Origin of the sequence: Rheinheimera sp., from assembly GCF_036568245.1 — a bacterium.
Lineage (GTDB): Bacteria > Pseudomonadota > Gammaproteobacteria > Enterobacterales > Alteromonadaceae > Alishewanella.
This window is the reverse complement of the sequence record NZ_DATCSY010000271.1, coordinates 1-14,835: the sequence shown is the minus strand read 5'-3', so window position 1 is coordinate 14,835 and position 14,835 is coordinate 1. Positions and strand designations below refer to the sequence as shown.

Annotated in this window: 14 protein-coding genes; 5 read left to right on the top strand and 9 right to left on the bottom strand. The window is 50.5% G+C overall.

From position 1 onward, the window contains the following. The 3 genes from VIN66_RS12335 to VIN66_RS12325 form a co-directional block, all read right to left on the bottom strand. Positions 1-1,451 (bottom strand): FAD-binding domain-containing protein (locus VIN66_RS12335; RefSeq protein WP_331924255.1); only part of this gene is annotated, 1,451 nt, incomplete at its 3' end. Beyond that, positions 1,429-2,745, bottom strand: coding sequence for a DASH family cryptochrome (locus VIN66_RS12330; protein ID WP_331924254.1), 1,317 nt, complete (start codon positions 2,743-2,745; stop codon positions 1,429-1,431). The genes VIN66_RS12330 and VIN66_RS12335, both read right to left, overlap by 23 nt. Further along, complete coding sequence (locus VIN66_RS12325; protein ID WP_331924253.1) at positions 2,742-4,271, bottom strand: cryptochrome/photolyase family protein; 1,530 nt, start codon at positions 4,269-4,271, stop codon at positions 2,742-2,744. The genes VIN66_RS12330 and VIN66_RS12325 overlap by 4 nt, the downstream gene beginning before the upstream one ends. A gap of 128 nt (positions 4,272-4,399) precedes the next feature. On the opposite strand from VIN66_RS12325, the gene VIN66_RS12320 reads away from it, so the two are divergent. Further along, positions 4,400-4,957, top strand: coding sequence for a ZrgA family zinc uptake protein (locus tag VIN66_RS12320; protein ID WP_331924252.1), 558 nt, complete (start codon positions 4,400-4,402; stop codon positions 4,955-4,957). A gap of 51 nt (positions 4,958-5,008) precedes the next feature. Here VIN66_RS12320 and VIN66_RS12315 read toward each other — a convergent pair whose 3' ends face one another. Then, positions 5,009-5,569, bottom strand: a complete 561-nt coding sequence (locus tag VIN66_RS12315) for a DUF3299 domain-containing protein (RefSeq protein WP_331924251.1) — start codon at positions 5,567-5,569, stop codon at positions 5,009-5,011. Positions 5,570-5,639: 70 nt separating this feature from the next. On the opposite strand from VIN66_RS12315, the gene VIN66_RS12310 reads away from it, so the two are divergent. Both VIN66_RS12310 and VIN66_RS12305 read left to right on the top strand, forming a co-directional pair. Beyond that, a complete protein-coding gene (locus VIN66_RS12310; protein ID WP_331924250.1) occupies positions 5,640-6,332 on the top strand; it encodes an ABC transporter ATP-binding protein in 693 nt (230 codons plus the stop codon). After that, complete coding sequence (locus tag VIN66_RS12305) at positions 6,326-7,582, top strand: ABC transporter permease (protein ID WP_331924249.1); 1,257 nt, start codon at positions 6,326-6,328, stop codon at positions 7,580-7,582. The genes VIN66_RS12310 and VIN66_RS12305 overlap by 7 nt, the downstream gene beginning before the upstream one ends. Here the strand turns inward: VIN66_RS12305 and VIN66_RS12300 are convergent. After that, the gene (locus VIN66_RS12300) at positions 7,572-8,939 is read right to left on the bottom strand and encodes a GAF domain-containing sensor histidine kinase (RefSeq protein WP_331924248.1); all 1,368 of its coding nucleotides are present in this window, start codon (positions 8,937-8,939) and stop codon (positions 7,572-7,574) included. The genes VIN66_RS12305 and VIN66_RS12300 overlap by 11 nt on opposite strands. Positions 8,940-9,105: 166 nt before the next feature. Here VIN66_RS12300 and VIN66_RS12295 point away from each other — a divergent pair, with 166 nt between their 5' ends. Next, complete coding sequence (locus VIN66_RS12295) at positions 9,106-9,606, top strand: DUF1543 domain-containing protein (RefSeq protein WP_331924247.1); 501 nt, start codon at positions 9,106-9,108, stop codon at positions 9,604-9,606. Here the strand turns inward: VIN66_RS12295 and VIN66_RS12290 are convergent. Together VIN66_RS12290 and VIN66_RS12285 are read right to left on the bottom strand one after the other, a co-directional pair. Then, positions 9,603-10,427, bottom strand: a complete 825-nt coding sequence (locus tag VIN66_RS12290; protein WP_331924246.1) for a PEP-CTERM/exosortase system-associated acyltransferase — start codon at positions 10,425-10,427, stop codon at positions 9,603-9,605. The two genes, VIN66_RS12295 and VIN66_RS12290, sit on opposite strands and share 4 nt — an antisense overlap. Positions 10,428-10,741: 314 nt before the next feature. Further along, a complete protein-coding gene (locus VIN66_RS12285) occupies positions 10,742-11,191 on the bottom strand; it encodes a MarR family winged helix-turn-helix transcriptional regulator (RefSeq protein ID WP_331924245.1) in 450 nt (149 codons plus the stop codon). 189 nt (positions 11,192-11,380) lie between these two features. Between VIN66_RS12285 and VIN66_RS12280 the strand changes: the two genes are divergently transcribed. After that, complete coding sequence (locus VIN66_RS12280) at positions 11,381-11,797, top strand: organic hydroperoxide resistance protein (RefSeq protein ID WP_331924256.1); 417 nt, start codon at positions 11,381-11,383, stop codon at positions 11,795-11,797. A 27-nt stretch (positions 11,798-11,824) separates the two neighbouring features. Here the strand turns inward: VIN66_RS12280 and VIN66_RS12275 are convergent, their stop codons facing one another. Both VIN66_RS12275 and VIN66_RS12270 read right to left on the bottom strand, forming a co-directional pair. Further along, entirely contained in the window at positions 11,825-14,278 is a 2,454-nt protein-coding gene (locus VIN66_RS12275) for an efflux RND transporter permease subunit (RefSeq protein WP_331924244.1), read from the bottom strand. Next, a partial coding sequence (locus tag VIN66_RS12270; protein ID WP_331924243.1) for a VacJ family lipoprotein occupies positions 14,256-14,835 on the bottom strand: 580 nt, incomplete at its 5' end. The genes VIN66_RS12270 and VIN66_RS12275, both read right to left, overlap by 23 nt.

Genomic DNA, 14,835 nt, shown 5'->3' with positions numbered 1-14,835 from the left:
CGACTGGCGTGGCGGGGAAATACCGCCTGCTTTTGCAACTGCCACTGCTGTATGTCCTGTTGCTTTTGCCACTGGCTTATTTTTGCTCTGGCCTGTTGAAGGGCAGGGTGCAGTTCAACCACTGGCGCCGGGTAATCGCGTTCTATCACGCAACCGTATTGTTGCTGCAGCGAGAGTGGCATAAGCCAGGGGGGGTGGATCCAACTGTCTGGCACTAAGCGCAGCTCTGGTAACCATTGGCGGATAAACCGCCCTCTGGCATCTTTTTGCTGACTCTGTTTTACCGGATTATACATACGGTTTGGGTTAATCCCCGTCGTACCTGCTTGCATCTGAATTTGTGGGTAGTGAATGCCAGGCTCGTAGTCAACAAAGCACTGCGCCAGGTGCAGTGCCACAGGACGCCAATGCAACCACAAATGATAACTGGCAAACGCGACCAGCATCGCGCGGGCACGAAAATGCAGCCAGCCGGTAGCGAGCAGGCTGCGCATGGCCGCATCAATTAACGGGTAACCTGTTGTTCCGCTCTTCCAGGCCTGAAAGAAAGCCAGATTAAAATCTGCCTCACGCAAGCCGTCAAAACCACGGTGCATATTAAAAAATTCAATTGCCGGTTCATCTTCCATTTTCTGTATAAAGTGGCAATGCCAGCGCAAACGGCTGAAAAATGCTTGCAAGCCACGCCGCTGTTGTAGCTCTTTGGCGGTTTTCATGGTCAGATAACTTTGCTGCTGTAACTGCCTAAGACTCACCATGCCATAACTGATAAAAGGGCTAAGCCGTGAACAGCTGTAAGTAGCTTTAGCCGGCATTGAGATGTGCTGACGGTAAGTGTTGCAGCGGCTGTTCAGGAAGCTATCAAGGGTCTGATTAACGTCCTGTGCATTTTGCAGTGATTGACAAAGCGGCAGATCAGTTTTGCGTGTTGGTGACAGTGCGGGTAAATCCCAGCTTGGCTGTGTGACAAATGGCAGGGAACCCACTGTCGGAGTAACCGCCGATTTCAACCAGCTGTCAGCCAGGGTAAACCAGTCATCACGGCTTTTTAAACCGCGAAACACGGCAAACTGCCGGTATTGATACCAGGGAACCCTCAGGTCGCGTAACAGCCGTTTTACAGCCAAATCACGCTGATAAGTCCACAGGTTGCCAGTTTCTTCATGGCTGTATACGGCACTGATACTAAACTGCCGGCAAAGCCGCGTAAGGACACTGGTTGCCGGGCCTTTCACAATTAACAGGGGTTGGCCCAGTGTTGTCAGGCGGGTGTTTAACTGCTCAAGTGCAGGTGCAATAAATTGCCAGTGTCTGGCTGAAACATCGCTTTGCTGCCAGTAATCCGGCTCAACAATATACACAGGCAAAACGGCGCCGGTTTTGGCGGCCTGATACAAAGGCTGATGATCCTCAAGCCGCAGATCCCGTTTAAACCAGACCAGTGCTGTCATAACCGGTTTCTGATAAAGGTTGAGTGTCTGCCATGGCGCGCACAAAGCTGCCATCCGGGTCATACAGCTGTGTCTGTTTTTGCACGTTAAACTGGCGGGCCTGGCTATTGCCGGTACCTGCAATGTATGCCCAGTTTCCCCAGTTACTGGCACAGTCGTAGTCCAGCAGGCGCTGTTCGAAGTAAGCTGCCCCCAGGCGCCAGTCAATACCCAAATCGTGCACAAGATAACTGGCAACATTCTGTCTGCCGCGGTTACTCATCAAGCCTGTCTGGTTTAGCAGCTTCATATTGGCATCGATAAAGGCATTACCGGTATTCGCACTGCACCAGTTGCGAAAGTGCTGTTGCTGATCGGTGTTTAATACCGGCGCAGTGAAGTCGATTACGTCCTGAATGCCGCCTTTACTAAACCAGCTGGCACCATGTTTACGGCACTGCCAGCGGAAGAACTCGCGCCAGAGCAACTCAAACTTCAGCCAGTAGGTAGAGTCATTGGCCATGATTTGCTGCTCGAAACGCTCAATTTCATGCCATAACCAGCGTACCGACAGGCTGCCCACTGCCAGTGCAGGGGAGCAAAAGCTGGCATAGTGTTTTCCAATTAGCTGATTACGGGTGTCTTTATAGTGCAAAATATGCCGCTGTTGCCAGATATAGTGCTTTAGGTGAGTAAGTGCTGCGTCTTCACTGGCACTAAAATGAAGCGGCTGCGGCAAGTACTGTTGGTGCAACTGCGTAAAGTCAGCACTGTAATGTTCTGCCTGAGCGGGGGTAAGCCAGGCTTCGTCCGGTATTGCGCTGTCAAAGGGGGGCGTAACCTGAAGTGACGGCTCATATTTTTTACGAAAGGCGGTAAAGCTATCCGGCAGGCTTTCCAACCCGGGATGTGATGCGGCAGCGAGCAGCGAGTTGCAATCGAACGTGGTTACACTGAGCTGCTGTGACAGCCTGGCTATTGCAGCGTATTCGTAGGTCGCTACCGGCTCGGCGCAGTACAGGCGTGTTGTACCCAGTTGCTGTGCCAGTTTTAGCAGGCACTGCGCCGTATCACCAAACAGGGTAATAAGACCGATATTCCGCGCCGCCAGGGCATGGTTCAGTGAGTGGATAACCGATAGCTGTTGCTGCAGTCGTTGCAGGTTGGCCCGCTTTATACCATATTGCTGGCCGAAAAATGCATGCCGGTTTAATACCATAACAGCTGCTTTTGTGTTGCTGCCATCAGCAATACACAGTAAAGGGTTATCGTGCAGGCGCAAGGTGTCATTTAACAGAATCAGCGTCATGCTCATAACTGCTCCAGCGTATCCAGCGTTTGGGCTGCTTTTGCCAGAATGCTGGTTTTATCTTCATCGCTACGCCTGTGCCAGTTCGCATAGGCCAGCGCCAGGCGCGGGTTGGCAGACAGCTGTTGTTGATTGCGCTGCAGGAAATCCCAGTACAGCGCATTAAACGGGCAGGCATCCGGCCCGGTGATGTTTTTTACGTTGTAACTGCAGTGTTTACAGTAGTTGCTCATACGATTGATGTAAGCGCCGCTTGCCGCATAAGGCTTTGAAGCCAGCATGCCACCATCAGCAAACAGCGCCATGCCAAGGGTGTTAGGTAACTCTACCCACTCATAGGCATCGGCATAAACGGCCAGATACCAGTCGGTAATTTCATCGGTTGACAGGCCAGCTAACAGGGCAAAATTGCCGGTGATCATCAGCCGCTGAATATGGTGTGAGTAAGCATGATCAATAGTGCTTTTTATCGCCTGTTGCATGCAGCGCATGCTGGTATTGCCGTGCCAGTAATATCCCGGCAAAGCGCGCTCTGCGTGCAGGACGTTGTGCTGTTTATACGCAGGCATGTGCAACCAGTAGAAGCCACGGACGTATTCGCGCCAGCCGATCAGCTGGCGGATAAAACCTTCAGCCGCATTAAGGGGGACTAAACCCTGCTGATAAGCTTGCTGTACTTTGTTACACATCCAGCGGACATCCAGCAAGCCGCAGTTCAAATAAGCCGAGCAGATACTGTGTTGTAAAAATGGCTGATCAAGGCGCATGGCGTCCTGATAATCACCAAACTGTGGCAGTTGCTGTTTTACAAAGTGCAAAAATGCCGCGCGCGCCTCTTTGCCTGTCACCGCATAGTTAAAATTGTCGCTATGGCCGATATTGGCTGAAAAATGCTGCTCTACCAGCGTGACAACTTCAGCAGTAATGGCATCGGGGGCAAAGCTCAATGGCGCATCAGGTTGCAGCGGCTCCGGCCAGGCTTTGCGATTGTCACTATCGTAATTCCATTTACCCCCTTCGGGTTTATCACCTTGCATCAGTAAGCCGGTATAACGGCGCATCTCGCGGTAGAAAAATTCCATCCTGAGCTGCTTTTTGCCTTTAGCCCAGTGAGCGAAGCGGGAATGGTCGCAGATAAAACGGTCGTCGCTGAGCAGCGTTACCGGCACGGACAATAGTTGCTGCCAGCTGAGAATTTCCTGCTGCAAACGGTATTCGCCGCATTCGGTAATAACGACATCTGTAATAGCGGGATACTGTGCCAGAGCGTACTGCACGGCGTCTGTAATGCTTATAATTTCAGGGATGCTGCCATACCTGATGTAACAGAGCCGGTAACCTTGCTGCTGCAAGGTAGCCGCAAAGTGGCGCATGGCGCTGAACAACAGGATAATCTTGTGCTTATGGTGCTTAACATAGCTGGCTTCGCGGCCTACTTCCGCCAGCAGAATAACGTCATCTTGTTGCAGCTGCTGCAGGCTGGCTAACGCCGGGCTTAACTGGTCACCCAGTACCACGATCAGTCTTGGCATGTTATACACTGTTTGTAATTTAATGCTGACATTTACGGGCACGGTGGCGCCTGAGATCAGTTTGTAGCATGGTGCCGGATGTTTGTGTTATGTTATAACAATTGCTGACTTGCTCACCGGAGAAACAGATGAAGTGTAAACCCCTGCTGCTTAGCGTAATGCTGTCCATATTGCCGTGTGCGGCATTCGGCCACACTGATGCTGAAGAACATCAGCACGACCATGAAGCGGACGAATTCACGGCGCTGGGTAGCCATGTGCATGGTAAAGCCTTGTTAACGCTGGTACTGGAAGGCAATGAGATGCAGCTGGCATTTCAGTCGGCAGCGCAAAGTGTCGTGGGGTTTGAACATAAACCGACAACTGCTGAACAGACGCAGGAAGTCGAAGCGGCGATAGCTGTATTTAACCAGGCAGACTGGTTTAGTGTGAACCAGGATGCAAACTGTGAGCTGGCTCAGGCCGATGCCAGCACTGATCTGACCGAGCCCCATGCTAACGAGGGCCATGCCGATTTTTACGCAAATTATCTGTTGCTGTGTCAGCGTCCGGCACGGCTGAATCAGTTGCAGCTGCATGTTTTCAGCTTGTTGCCTACGCTGGAGCATATTGAAGTGCAGTGGATTATCAATGGCCGGCAGGGTGCCGCCGAGGCAAGTTTACAAAACAGCACGGTAAGCTTTTAACGCGGATAAAAAACGGCAGCTTAAGCTGCCGTTTTTTATGTTACTGCGCTATCAGTAGGTATATTCTTCTACACTGTCCGCTTTCAGGCTGTACGCTGCCTGGCCCAGATCGTGTGTCATCACATCTGTTGTTAAAGTGCCGCTTATCCAAAATGGTGAGTAAATCATATCGGCTTTAAGGTTTTTTGCACCGCTGACAAAAATCATCTGATTCGGTGGCGGTGGTGGTACGTGAATACAGGCTCCGAAATAAGGCACCAGAAAGAAACTGGTAACATTTTGCTCGCTGTCAAACTCCAGCGGCACAATAAACCCCGGCACCCGGATTTTGGTATTGTTATATTTTTCCACGACCTTGGCTGATTTCAGTATTTGCTGCCACTGCTGCGCTGCCGGATCGTCGCCCTGATAGTTATCATCAAACGGCGAGGGCTGGCTGTAATCATGCTGAACTTCCGGCATCTGTTGTAATGCTTTTAAATCTTCTTCCGGCATTAAATCGGTCCACTCAATGGTAACCGCTTCACTGGCCTGCAGCTGGCTTGAAAACACTGCAGCCGAACAACATGCGACCAGTGTCATGTATAACGCAACAGATAACGTCCGTAGCATTGGAGCTTGCTCCTCTAAGTTGGCATAATGGCAAAAACGTCCACATCATAACATGACACTGAGTACGCCTGTGACTGACAAGCCGAAAATTCCTGCCATTGACCTCAAACACCTGCAATTTCATTACCGGCCTGGTGGCTGGCAATTAACGTTGCCTGCACTGACATTAGATAACGGCCAACACCTGTTTGTACGCGGCGCATCCGGCAGTGGCAAAACCACCTTACTGAATTTGCTGTGCGGCATTACCCGGCCGGTCAGTGGCGAGCTGTATATCAATGGACACGCCTTACATAAATTGTCAGGGAGTGCGCGCGACAGCCTGCGGGCAAAACATATAGGTGTAGTGTTTCAGCAGCTGAACCTGATCCCCTATCTGTCGGTGCTGGATAATACGTTGCTTAGCAGCCATTTTGCCGGGCAAAACAATGCTGAAGCATTAAACCGGGCCAAACAGTTGTTGCAGCGGCTTGGCCTGCAGCAATCACTGTGGCAGCAACCGGCTTCAGAGCTAAGTGTGGGGCAACAACAACGGGTGGCAATTGCAAGAGCATTGTTGCCGCGGCCAACCTTATTAATTGCGGATGAGCCAACCTCGGCGCTGGACAGCGATAACCGCGATGCCTTTATGCGGGTGATGCTGGCTGAGGCAGATGCGAATGGCTGTACCGTGGTATTTGTCAGCCATGATAAGAGCCTGCAGCAGTATTTCCGCTATCAGTTGGATATGCTGCAGCTGGAGCAGGGAGTTCAGCCATGTTAATGAAGTTGGCCAGGCTTAGCCTGTGGAATCGTCGTGGCACGGTATTGATGACCTGGTTGTCACTCACCATCAGTATTGCCTTGCTGCTCGGTATCGATCATTTGCGTACCGAAGCCAAAAACAGCTTTACCAGCACGGTATCAGGCACAGATCTGATTGTTGGCGCCCGCTCCGGGCAGCTTAATTTGTTACTGTATTCTGTATTTCGCATTGGTAATGCTACGGCTAATATCAGCTGGCCCAGCTACCAGCGCATTATCAAGCATCCGCAAATCGACTGGAGTATCCCGATATCGCTTGGTGATTCACACCGCGGCTACCGGGTAATGGGCACCACTGGGGCGTATTTTCAGTATTATCGCTATGCCAACAGCCAGCCTCTGGTACTAAAAGACGGTGCAGCATTTTCTGGCGTATTTGAAACGGTGCTGGGTGCCGATGTGGCGCAGAAACTGGGGTACACTGTCGGTCAGCAAATTGAACTGTCGCATGGTGTTGGTGCCGTCAGTTTTAGCCAGCACAAAGATAAGCCCTTTACTGTGGTCGGTATTTTAGCCAGAACCGGTACGCCGGTTGATCAAACCGTACATGTCAGCCTGGAAGCGATAGAGGCTATTCATCTGGACTGGCAGCAGGGTGCCCCGATGCCCGGGCGGCAGTTAACTGCGGAAGAGGCGCTGGTGCAGGATTTGACGCCTAAATCGATTACCGCTTTTATGGTTGGGTTAAAATCGCGGATGGCAACCTTTACACTGCAGCGGCAAATTAACGAATATAAAAACGAGCCCCTCACGGCAATTTTGCCCGGTGTCGCCCTGGCTGAATTGTGGCAAATGCTGGGAATGGTTGAAAACCTGTTACTAGTCATCAGCTTGTTGGTGCTGCTGGCTGCGCTGGTTGGCATGATTACCACGCTGCTGGCGTCAATGAAACAGCGGCAACGGGAAATGGCGGTATTGCGGGCAGCCGGTGCGCATCCCTGGTATTTATTTGTGCTGGTGCAACTGGAAGTGTTGCTGATCACTGTGGTGTCCATGGTGTCTGCTGCAGCATTGCTGTTTATCAGTCTGGCGTTGCTGCAGGATAAACTGGCGGCAGATTTCGGCTTGTTTGTCGGTCTGAATATTATCCGGCTGAATACCTTGTACTGGGCAGGCGCCATTGTACTGTTATCCGCGTTGCTGGCTATGGTGCCTGGCGTGCTGGCCTACCGTAAAACGCTGTCTGATGGCCTTACGGTCAGGCTGTAATCAGTTCAAGAGGCAGGGTCAGGCTGACTGTGCAGCCGTTATCGGTATTGAACAACCTGACTTCTCCCTGCAACAGATGTGATACCAGATTAAATACCAGTGTCAGACCAAGGCCTTTGGCACCACTGCTGCGGCGGGTGGTAAAGAAGGGCTCAAAAGCGCGCGTCAGCTCATCATTGGTCATGCCGCGGCCGTTATCCGCCACATCCAGTTGCCAGCTGTGCTTATTCAGGCTGGCGCTTATCACTATTTGCCTTTGCGTTGGTGCGTCAAAAGCATGAATACAGGCATTTTCGACCAGTCGCGTTAGCACCGTCGCTAACGGGCTGGCAAAACTTTGCACTTCAATGTCTGGCGGTAACTTTAATTCTATCTGCACCTGATGCTGCTCAAGTACAGACGTCATACTGGTTAACACTTGCGGAATAAAGCGGTTAAGCTGCAGCCACTCGGCTTGCTGTTCGGTGCCGGTGGCTGCTGTTTGTTTAAAACTGTTTACCAAATCGACAGCACGCTGCAAGTTGGCGTTGACCATTGTAATGCTGTTTTTAATCGTGCTGCCGCTTTGGCTGAAGTGCTGACGGGTTAACTGGTTAGAGTGAAAAAGCTGCTCCAGTTCAAGTAAGGTGGCCTGAGCGTGGCTGTTAGCCGTAACCGCCACACCGAGCGGGGTGTTAATTTCGTGTGCGATACCGCTGACTAACCGGCCCAGGCTGGCCATTTTTTCTACCTCAATCAGCCGGTGTTGAGTGTGTTGCAACTGCTCCAGCGACTGTGACAGCTCCTGAGTGCGCTGGCTGATAATCTGCTCCAGTGAGCTGTTGAGTTGCTCAAGCTCGGCCTGATAGCGCATTCTTTCTGAGGCGCTGAGTGCCCGGCCATAAATATCGGCCAAAAAGCCGGCAAAAATGACTTCATCATCACACCAGGCTTTTACTTCGCGATGTTCTATACAAATAATCCCTACCATCTCACCGTGGTGACGGATAGGGGTATCCAGCATGGAGCAAATTTTTAATGGCGTCAGATAACTGGCAGAAAACTCACTGGTATAAGGATGAGTATGGGCATCTTCGGCGACGATGTTACGTTCGTCATCCAGTGCAGCGAAATAACGCGGAAAATTCTGCCGTGTTAGTGTAATGTCCGGTTCTGCCAGGTGCGTATCACAGTCAAGCTGATAGGTGCAATGCATCTGCGAGTGATCATCTGACAATAACCAGACACTGGCCCGGTCGGTGCCCAGTGCCTGATTAATGCCGCTTAAGATCACCCGGTTGCTCGCCATCAAATCGCCTTTATCAATGTCAGGATTGCGGCTTATTTGTGAGAGAATATGCTGTAACGTTGTAAGCATCGGCAGTGTCAGTACTCCACATTACGTCCGGGCAGCTTTTTTATCTGCGAAAGCAATTTATAGCACCTTATTACGGCAAGTGCGAAATTTTACTGAGTTTTTTCATTATGTTGGCGCAAGTTAGATATCTGTTATACTTCGCGCTTTAGCAAAGAAAGAGAGTGTTATGCAGCTGTTTTTAGTCTATATCGGTGGTACGGCGCCCGGAGCTAACATTGAGCTGCACGACGTGCGCTTTGTTGCTGCTGAGAAGATAGAGGACACTTATCCGCTATTATGCCAGCAGTGGTTTGGTACAGTGAAAGGCTTACATGTTGACAGCTACATGCAGGTACAGCATATAGACGGCTACAGTGTGAGCTTGCACAGTACGCCTCAGCACAGTGAACAGAAATTGTTTTTCGTAAACTTTGGTGGCTACTATCCGGATAAAATCGCCGAGCAGCACGAATTTATGCTGTGTGTTGCGGCAAATGCTGCAGATGCTAAAGCGAAAGCCAAACAAAGCCTGCTGACTGACGCTGACAGCCAGCATAAAGATGATTTGCTGGAGCTGGACGACTGTTTTGCGCTTGAGCAGTTACAGGGACTCTACATCCACCTGACGCCATCGGGCCAGAGCCAGCCAATGCGGCCTGACTGGTCTGGCTATCAGGTAATCGGTTAACACGCGGCCGGCTGTTCCGGCGCGCTGTAACATAACGTCATCTGCGGCCGGTTGCTGTTGTTCTTGTCGAACAGTTGTTTTTCCAGTAACACACGTAGCTGCAGATATTCCGGGCTCAACGTTGCATTGGTGGTGCGTGCGTCGAGGTAGTAGGGCGCCCTGATGCCATTGAATTCTATCGGCTCGCCTATCTGGATAAAGTGCAGACCCACCCGGCGCAGCGCTCTGGCAAGTGCAGGCTCTATCATCACATAAGTGTGCTCCCGGCCGGCGCGTAAACACAGAATTTGCGCTATCAGATACAATGCCACCGCAACCAGCTTGCTGCAGGCACGCTCCAGCGATGGCGCCTGCTGCTGACTCAGCGTACGACAGCGTATTGCAGCAGGCACCGCCAGACGCGATATTTCACAAATATGCTGGCGGCTGAAATTCGCCGGTGCCAATACCGTGTTGGTGAAATTACCGGCAAAGTACTGCTCTATCGGTAAAAGCTCGTTTTTAAACTGCGATGTGACAATACGAACTGTACCTGCCAACGCGCTGCTCAAAATATGTTTCACGGCGATATGAATGGCACGCTGATCATAACTGTCGTGTTCTAACGCATCAGCGCGTTCTGGCTCAAACTGCAATTCTTCACAGTAAACCTGATGTCTGAGCTGATAGGTTGCACGTCGCAGCGGTTCGGTATTGGCCTGAACGGCGCGGAAATAATCCGGAAAATAATGTGATAGTGAATGTGCTGTATGCTCAGGCTGTACTGCACAGGTATGATCTGTCGCAATAGCGGCCGAGCTGGCTACAGATTGTAAGCTCATTTAGCGCCCCAAAGATATAAGCTGCTGTGCTATCAGCAGGCGGTTTGGCATTAATATTTATAGTGCGCCTGACTAAGCCAATCCTTGGGTTTGTAAGCTGACACTGATCAGAAGCGTCACAGGCGCAAATACTATGCGGGGGAATTTTGGTGGGGTCAAACGTCTGGATAGCCAGATTTCCCGATAGCAGAACCAAGCTGAGCTAACAGTTTGATTTTAATCCAGGAAAAAATTTATTTTTTTAACGATTGTAACTTAGTGTTATTCAGCTGCTGTTAATCTGTTATCCAGAGTGTTTTTGAACATACAGCAGCTTAAGGTGTTGCGCATTGCTCAAGTTGCTGAATATCAAGCTGAACTTGTCTGGCGAGCTCTCTTAGCTGAATGAGCCGCTCATCACTTAGTGAAATTTGACAGCGCAGCGCCGGCATGACACCGGCAATCTTTGATTGCAGTGCTTTACCGCTGTCCGTTAATACCACGTGCTTTACTCTTTCATCTTGCTTTGACGCTATACGTTGCAGCCAGCCTTTTTGTTCCAGCTTTTTCACCAGTGGCGTCAGAGCGCCGGAGTCAAACAAGGTTTTGCTGCTTAATTCACCCAGGCTGATATTGTCCTGCTGCCATAAAGCCAGCATTACTACATACTGTGGATAGGTTAAATCAAACGGTTGCAGCAAGGGCCGGTAAAGTCTGACCACGGCATTTGATGCGCTGTATAAGGCAAAGCACAATTGCTGCTCTAACGGTAAAGTGTGTTTCATTGGCTTTTTCCGCACTATTTTCAGCTAGTGTAACAAACTTGGGCTACACCCTTATAGTGCTGCTGAATATAGATTAGCTAAAATAGTTATATGCAAATATCTTGTGCACAAGATTAATTCATTCTATGATGTACTCGTTCTCTGAAAATGAGTGTTTGCTGATAATCAATCTTAACTGAGGAAACGATGATGGATATTCTTTACAAAGCAGTAGTAACGTCAACTGGTGGTCGCGATGGTGCAGCTAAATCTAATGATGGTTTGCTGGAAGTAAAATTAGCGCCACCAAAAGAGCTCGGGGGTAACGGCGGGGCGACTAACCCTGAGCAGTTATTTGCTGCTGGCTACTCTGCCTGTTTTATCGGCGCACTGAAATTTGTTGCCGGTAGCGAAAAGGTTGCTTTACCAAAAGATCTGAGCCTGCGTGCTGAGGTGGGCATCGGCAAAATTGAAGGCGGTTTTGGCCTGGATGTGGATTTATTCATCAACCTGCCTGGTATGGACAGCGCCGCAGCGCAAGAGCTGGTAAACAAAGCACACCATGTTTGCCCATACTCAAATGCAACCCGTGGCAATGTTGATGTGCGTTTACATGTAAACGTGTAAACCGGCATCGCCCTGCACAAGCCGGCATTATTGCCGGCTTTTTGTTTTCGCAACTGGCGCTTGGTTTGCTTCAGCTGGTTTTACAAAGCGGCTTAACAGTGCGGGTAAGATGGTCAGGTCGGCAGCCAGTGCCAGCAACATGGCTGCGGCAGTTAATAAGCCAAAGTAGACGCTGGGTAAAAAGCTGGAAAAGCCAAATACCGCGAAACCGGCCGCGATCACAACAGAAGTAAACAGTATGGCGATACCGGTATGGGCAAAGCTGTTTTGCAATGCCTGTTGCTGTGGCGCTTTCAGATAATTGTGCACAAAGTGAATAGTGTCATCCACTGCGATGCCCATCGCAATCGCCGCAATGGTAATGGTCATAATATCCAGTGGTATACCAAGCCAGCCAATCAGGCCGAGTATGCCAAGTGTCGTACAGACATTCGGTATCAGTGCAATAATGGCAATTTTCACACTACGAAAAATCAGTAGCAGTAGTATCGCCATCGCCAGGTATACCAGCCCCAGCGTTTTAATTTGTGAATCAAATAAACGCGACAGAATATCCTGATACAGTACAAACAGATTGGTCAGGCTGTATTGATCTTCGCTCAGCCCGACACGTTGTAAATCCTGATTCAGCTGTTGCATCAGTTGCTCGCGATCAAGCCCGGCGGTAGTGTCCTGAATGCGGGTTGAAATACGGGCCTGCAGTGGTTGCTCCGACAGGTAAGCGCCAACCAGCTGGCTGGCGACCTTTTCATCCAGTAAACGGTAAATAGAGTTCAGTTCATACTCTGTCAGCGGTTTATCGTCATTAAGCTGTCTGGCCAGCGTAGTGAAGTTGACCAGTGAGGTAACATTACCGCTGGCGCTAAACTCTGCCACGACTGCATGGGCAAGGTGCAGCTGATTAAACTGTTTTGCGCTTAACAGCAAATCATCCTTAGCGTCTTCCGGTTGCAGGTTAATCACAATATCCAGCGGGGTAGAGCCGCCAAATTCCTGATCAATAAACCTAAGCTCCTGATACACCTGTGTATCGGTGGCAAAATAATTGATAAAGCTGTTCTCAACATTAAGCCGCATCAGTCCGGGTAACAACAGGGCAAAACAGAATAACACCGAGGCAATACAGGCCCAGGGAGCGCGTTCAACCAGCCGTCTCAGAGCCTGTAAACCGGCGCTGATAAAAGCAAAATCGTCTGTTTCGGTGTTGGCTTTTAGCAGGCTCAGCAGGGCAGGAAACAATAGCAGGCTGACGCTCATGGTGATCAGCATGGCTATCAGCATCATAAAACCAAACGCGACCACGGGCTGAATGCCGCTGAAAACCAATGAACCAAAACCAACCGAGGTGGTTATTGTGGCATAAAAACACGGTGCCAGCTTTTGCTGTAAGGTGCTGATAATACGCTGCTGCTGGCTGTGGTCCGGGTTGTTGCGGGCTACCTCACGGTATGTGGCAATAAGGTGGATCATCACCGCCAATGTCAGAATCAGTTGCAGCGCAATAAAGTTGGCCGATATTACCGTGGCACGAATATCCAGCACGGCAAACAAACCCAGCGTCAGCCAGACACTGGCGGCACATGCCAAAAGCGGAAATACCACCCAGCGAATGCTACGGTATAGCAGCAGTAGCAGGGCGGCAATAATGCCAGCGATCGCACTGCCAAAGACGGTCAGATCGCTACTGATAATATCTACCAGATGTTGCGCTACTACATAGGCCCCTCCGGTATAGGTTTCAGCCTGCTGCGCTACCTGTTGGTTAATGCTGTTAATGTGCTGCAATTCCTGTTGGCGCTGTTTAACCAACGCCTGACGCAACGGATCGGCTTGCTGCTGCAGCTGCTCCAGCTGTTGCTCTTCGTCAGTGGTCAATGGCCGCTGCAGGCTGTTTTGCTGCACGGCTAATATTTTCCGCTCCAGCGCGGTAAGCTCAGGGTCGGGTTTAAATACGATTTGTAGTGCAGTTGCCGTTTGCGCTTTATTGACCAGTAGATCGGTAAACAGCGGGTGATCAGACAGCATTTGCTGCATTTGCTGTGGTGAAAACTGCTGTGTTTGCCAGGACAGCTCAGCCACATTCGCCTCTGTTGTCAGCACTGATGCATCAGTCAGCAGGGGGACCGTCAGTATTGATGTAACGCTTTGTACTCTTGGCAACGTCAGGTATTGCTCGCGCAGCCAGATCAGGTCATTAAAGGTGGTGGTACTGAATACAGCGGTGTTGCGCGGTTTATACGCGACCAGAATAAACTCATCGGGCGAAAAACGCTGATTGGCCTGCTGGGTTTTAATATACAGCGCATTATTTTTGACCAGCAGGGTGTCGGCGGAAGCATCGATACGAAACTGCGGCACAAAAAATGCGGCTAGTGCAAGCAGGGCGATAAACAACAGCAGAATAACTACCCGCAGTTGCATGATTTTCTCCGCCAGCCAGTGGCTGGCGCTGCTGTTATTACTGCTGGCTGAAGCTGTCATCGCGCTTTACTCCCTGTAAAAACTGATTGCGAAAATACAGATAAGGGTCGTCCGCCTGACGGTACAGTTCTTCATATACTTTGGCGCGGTCAGTAAAGCTATCAACGGCATCTACGCCCTGCAGATAATAGGTATCGGGAGGGTTGGTTACCTGGCCAATAGGGTCTAGCAGGTATTCGCTGACAACCGATGTAGAGCCGCGCACATTGTTCTGCCCCAGAATAGGCAGCACCAGATAAGGCCCCGGCGCGACACCATAACCGGCTAATGTATCCGCTATCGACTGCTTCGCTTCTGGCAGATCAAACCAGGCAGTTGCCGGGTCAAATAACCCCAAAAGGCCAATGGTGGTGTTAATCAGAAAACGGCCAAGGTTAGTACCGGCATCTTTTAGCTCACCTGCTGCCAGGTTGTTCAGCATGCTCAGTGGCTCACGTATATTGCTAAACGCATTACCTATTTTATCCCGCACCGGTGCCGGCGTGATGTACTCGTAGCCTCTAGCCAGCGGAATAAGCGCATAAGTATAAGTAAAGTGGTTAAAGGCAAAGGTGCCG

What these genes read in the sequence shown, in the direction of transcription:
- VIN66_RS12330 (WP_331924254.1), bottom strand. Translation starts at nt 2,745, where the DNA reads ATGAGCATGACGCTGATTCTGTTAAATGACACCTTGCGCCTGCACGAT.
- VIN66_RS12325 (WP_331924253.1), bottom strand. Translation starts at nt 4,271, where the DNA reads ATGCCAAGACTGATCGTGGTACTGGGTGACCAGTTAAGCCCGGCGTTA.
- VIN66_RS12320 (WP_331924252.1), top strand. Translation starts at nt 4,400, where the DNA reads ATGAAGTGTAAACCCCTGCTGCTTAGCGTAATGCTGTCCATATTGCCG.
- VIN66_RS12315 (WP_331924251.1), bottom strand. Translation starts at nt 5,569, where the DNA reads ATGCTACGGACGTTATCTGTTGCGTTATACATGACACTGGTCGCATGT.
- VIN66_RS12305 (WP_331924249.1), top strand. Translation starts at nt 6,326, where the DNA reads ATGTTAATGAAGTTGGCCAGGCTTAGCCTGTGGAATCGTCGTGGCACG.
- VIN66_RS12300 (WP_331924248.1), bottom strand. Translation starts at nt 8,939, where the DNA reads ATGCTTACAACGTTACAGCATATTCTCTCACAAATAAGCCGCAATCCT.
- VIN66_RS12295 (WP_331924247.1), top strand. Translation starts at nt 9,106, where the DNA reads ATGCAGCTGTTTTTAGTCTATATCGGTGGTACGGCGCCCGGAGCTAAC.
- VIN66_RS12290 (WP_331924246.1), bottom strand. Translation starts at nt 10,427, where the DNA reads ATGAGCTTACAATCTGTAGCCAGCTCGGCCGCTATTGCGACAGATCAT.
- VIN66_RS12285 (WP_331924245.1), bottom strand. Translation starts at nt 11,191, where the DNA reads ATGAAACACACTTTACCGTTAGAGCAGCAATTGTGCTTTGCCTTATAC.
- VIN66_RS12280 (WP_331924256.1), top strand. Translation starts at nt 11,381, where the DNA reads ATGGATATTCTTTACAAAGCAGTAGTAACGTCAACTGGTGGTCGCGAT.
- VIN66_RS12275 (WP_331924244.1), bottom strand. Translation starts at nt 14,278, where the DNA reads ATGACAGCTTCAGCCAGCAGTAATAACAGCAGCGCCAGCCACTGGCTG.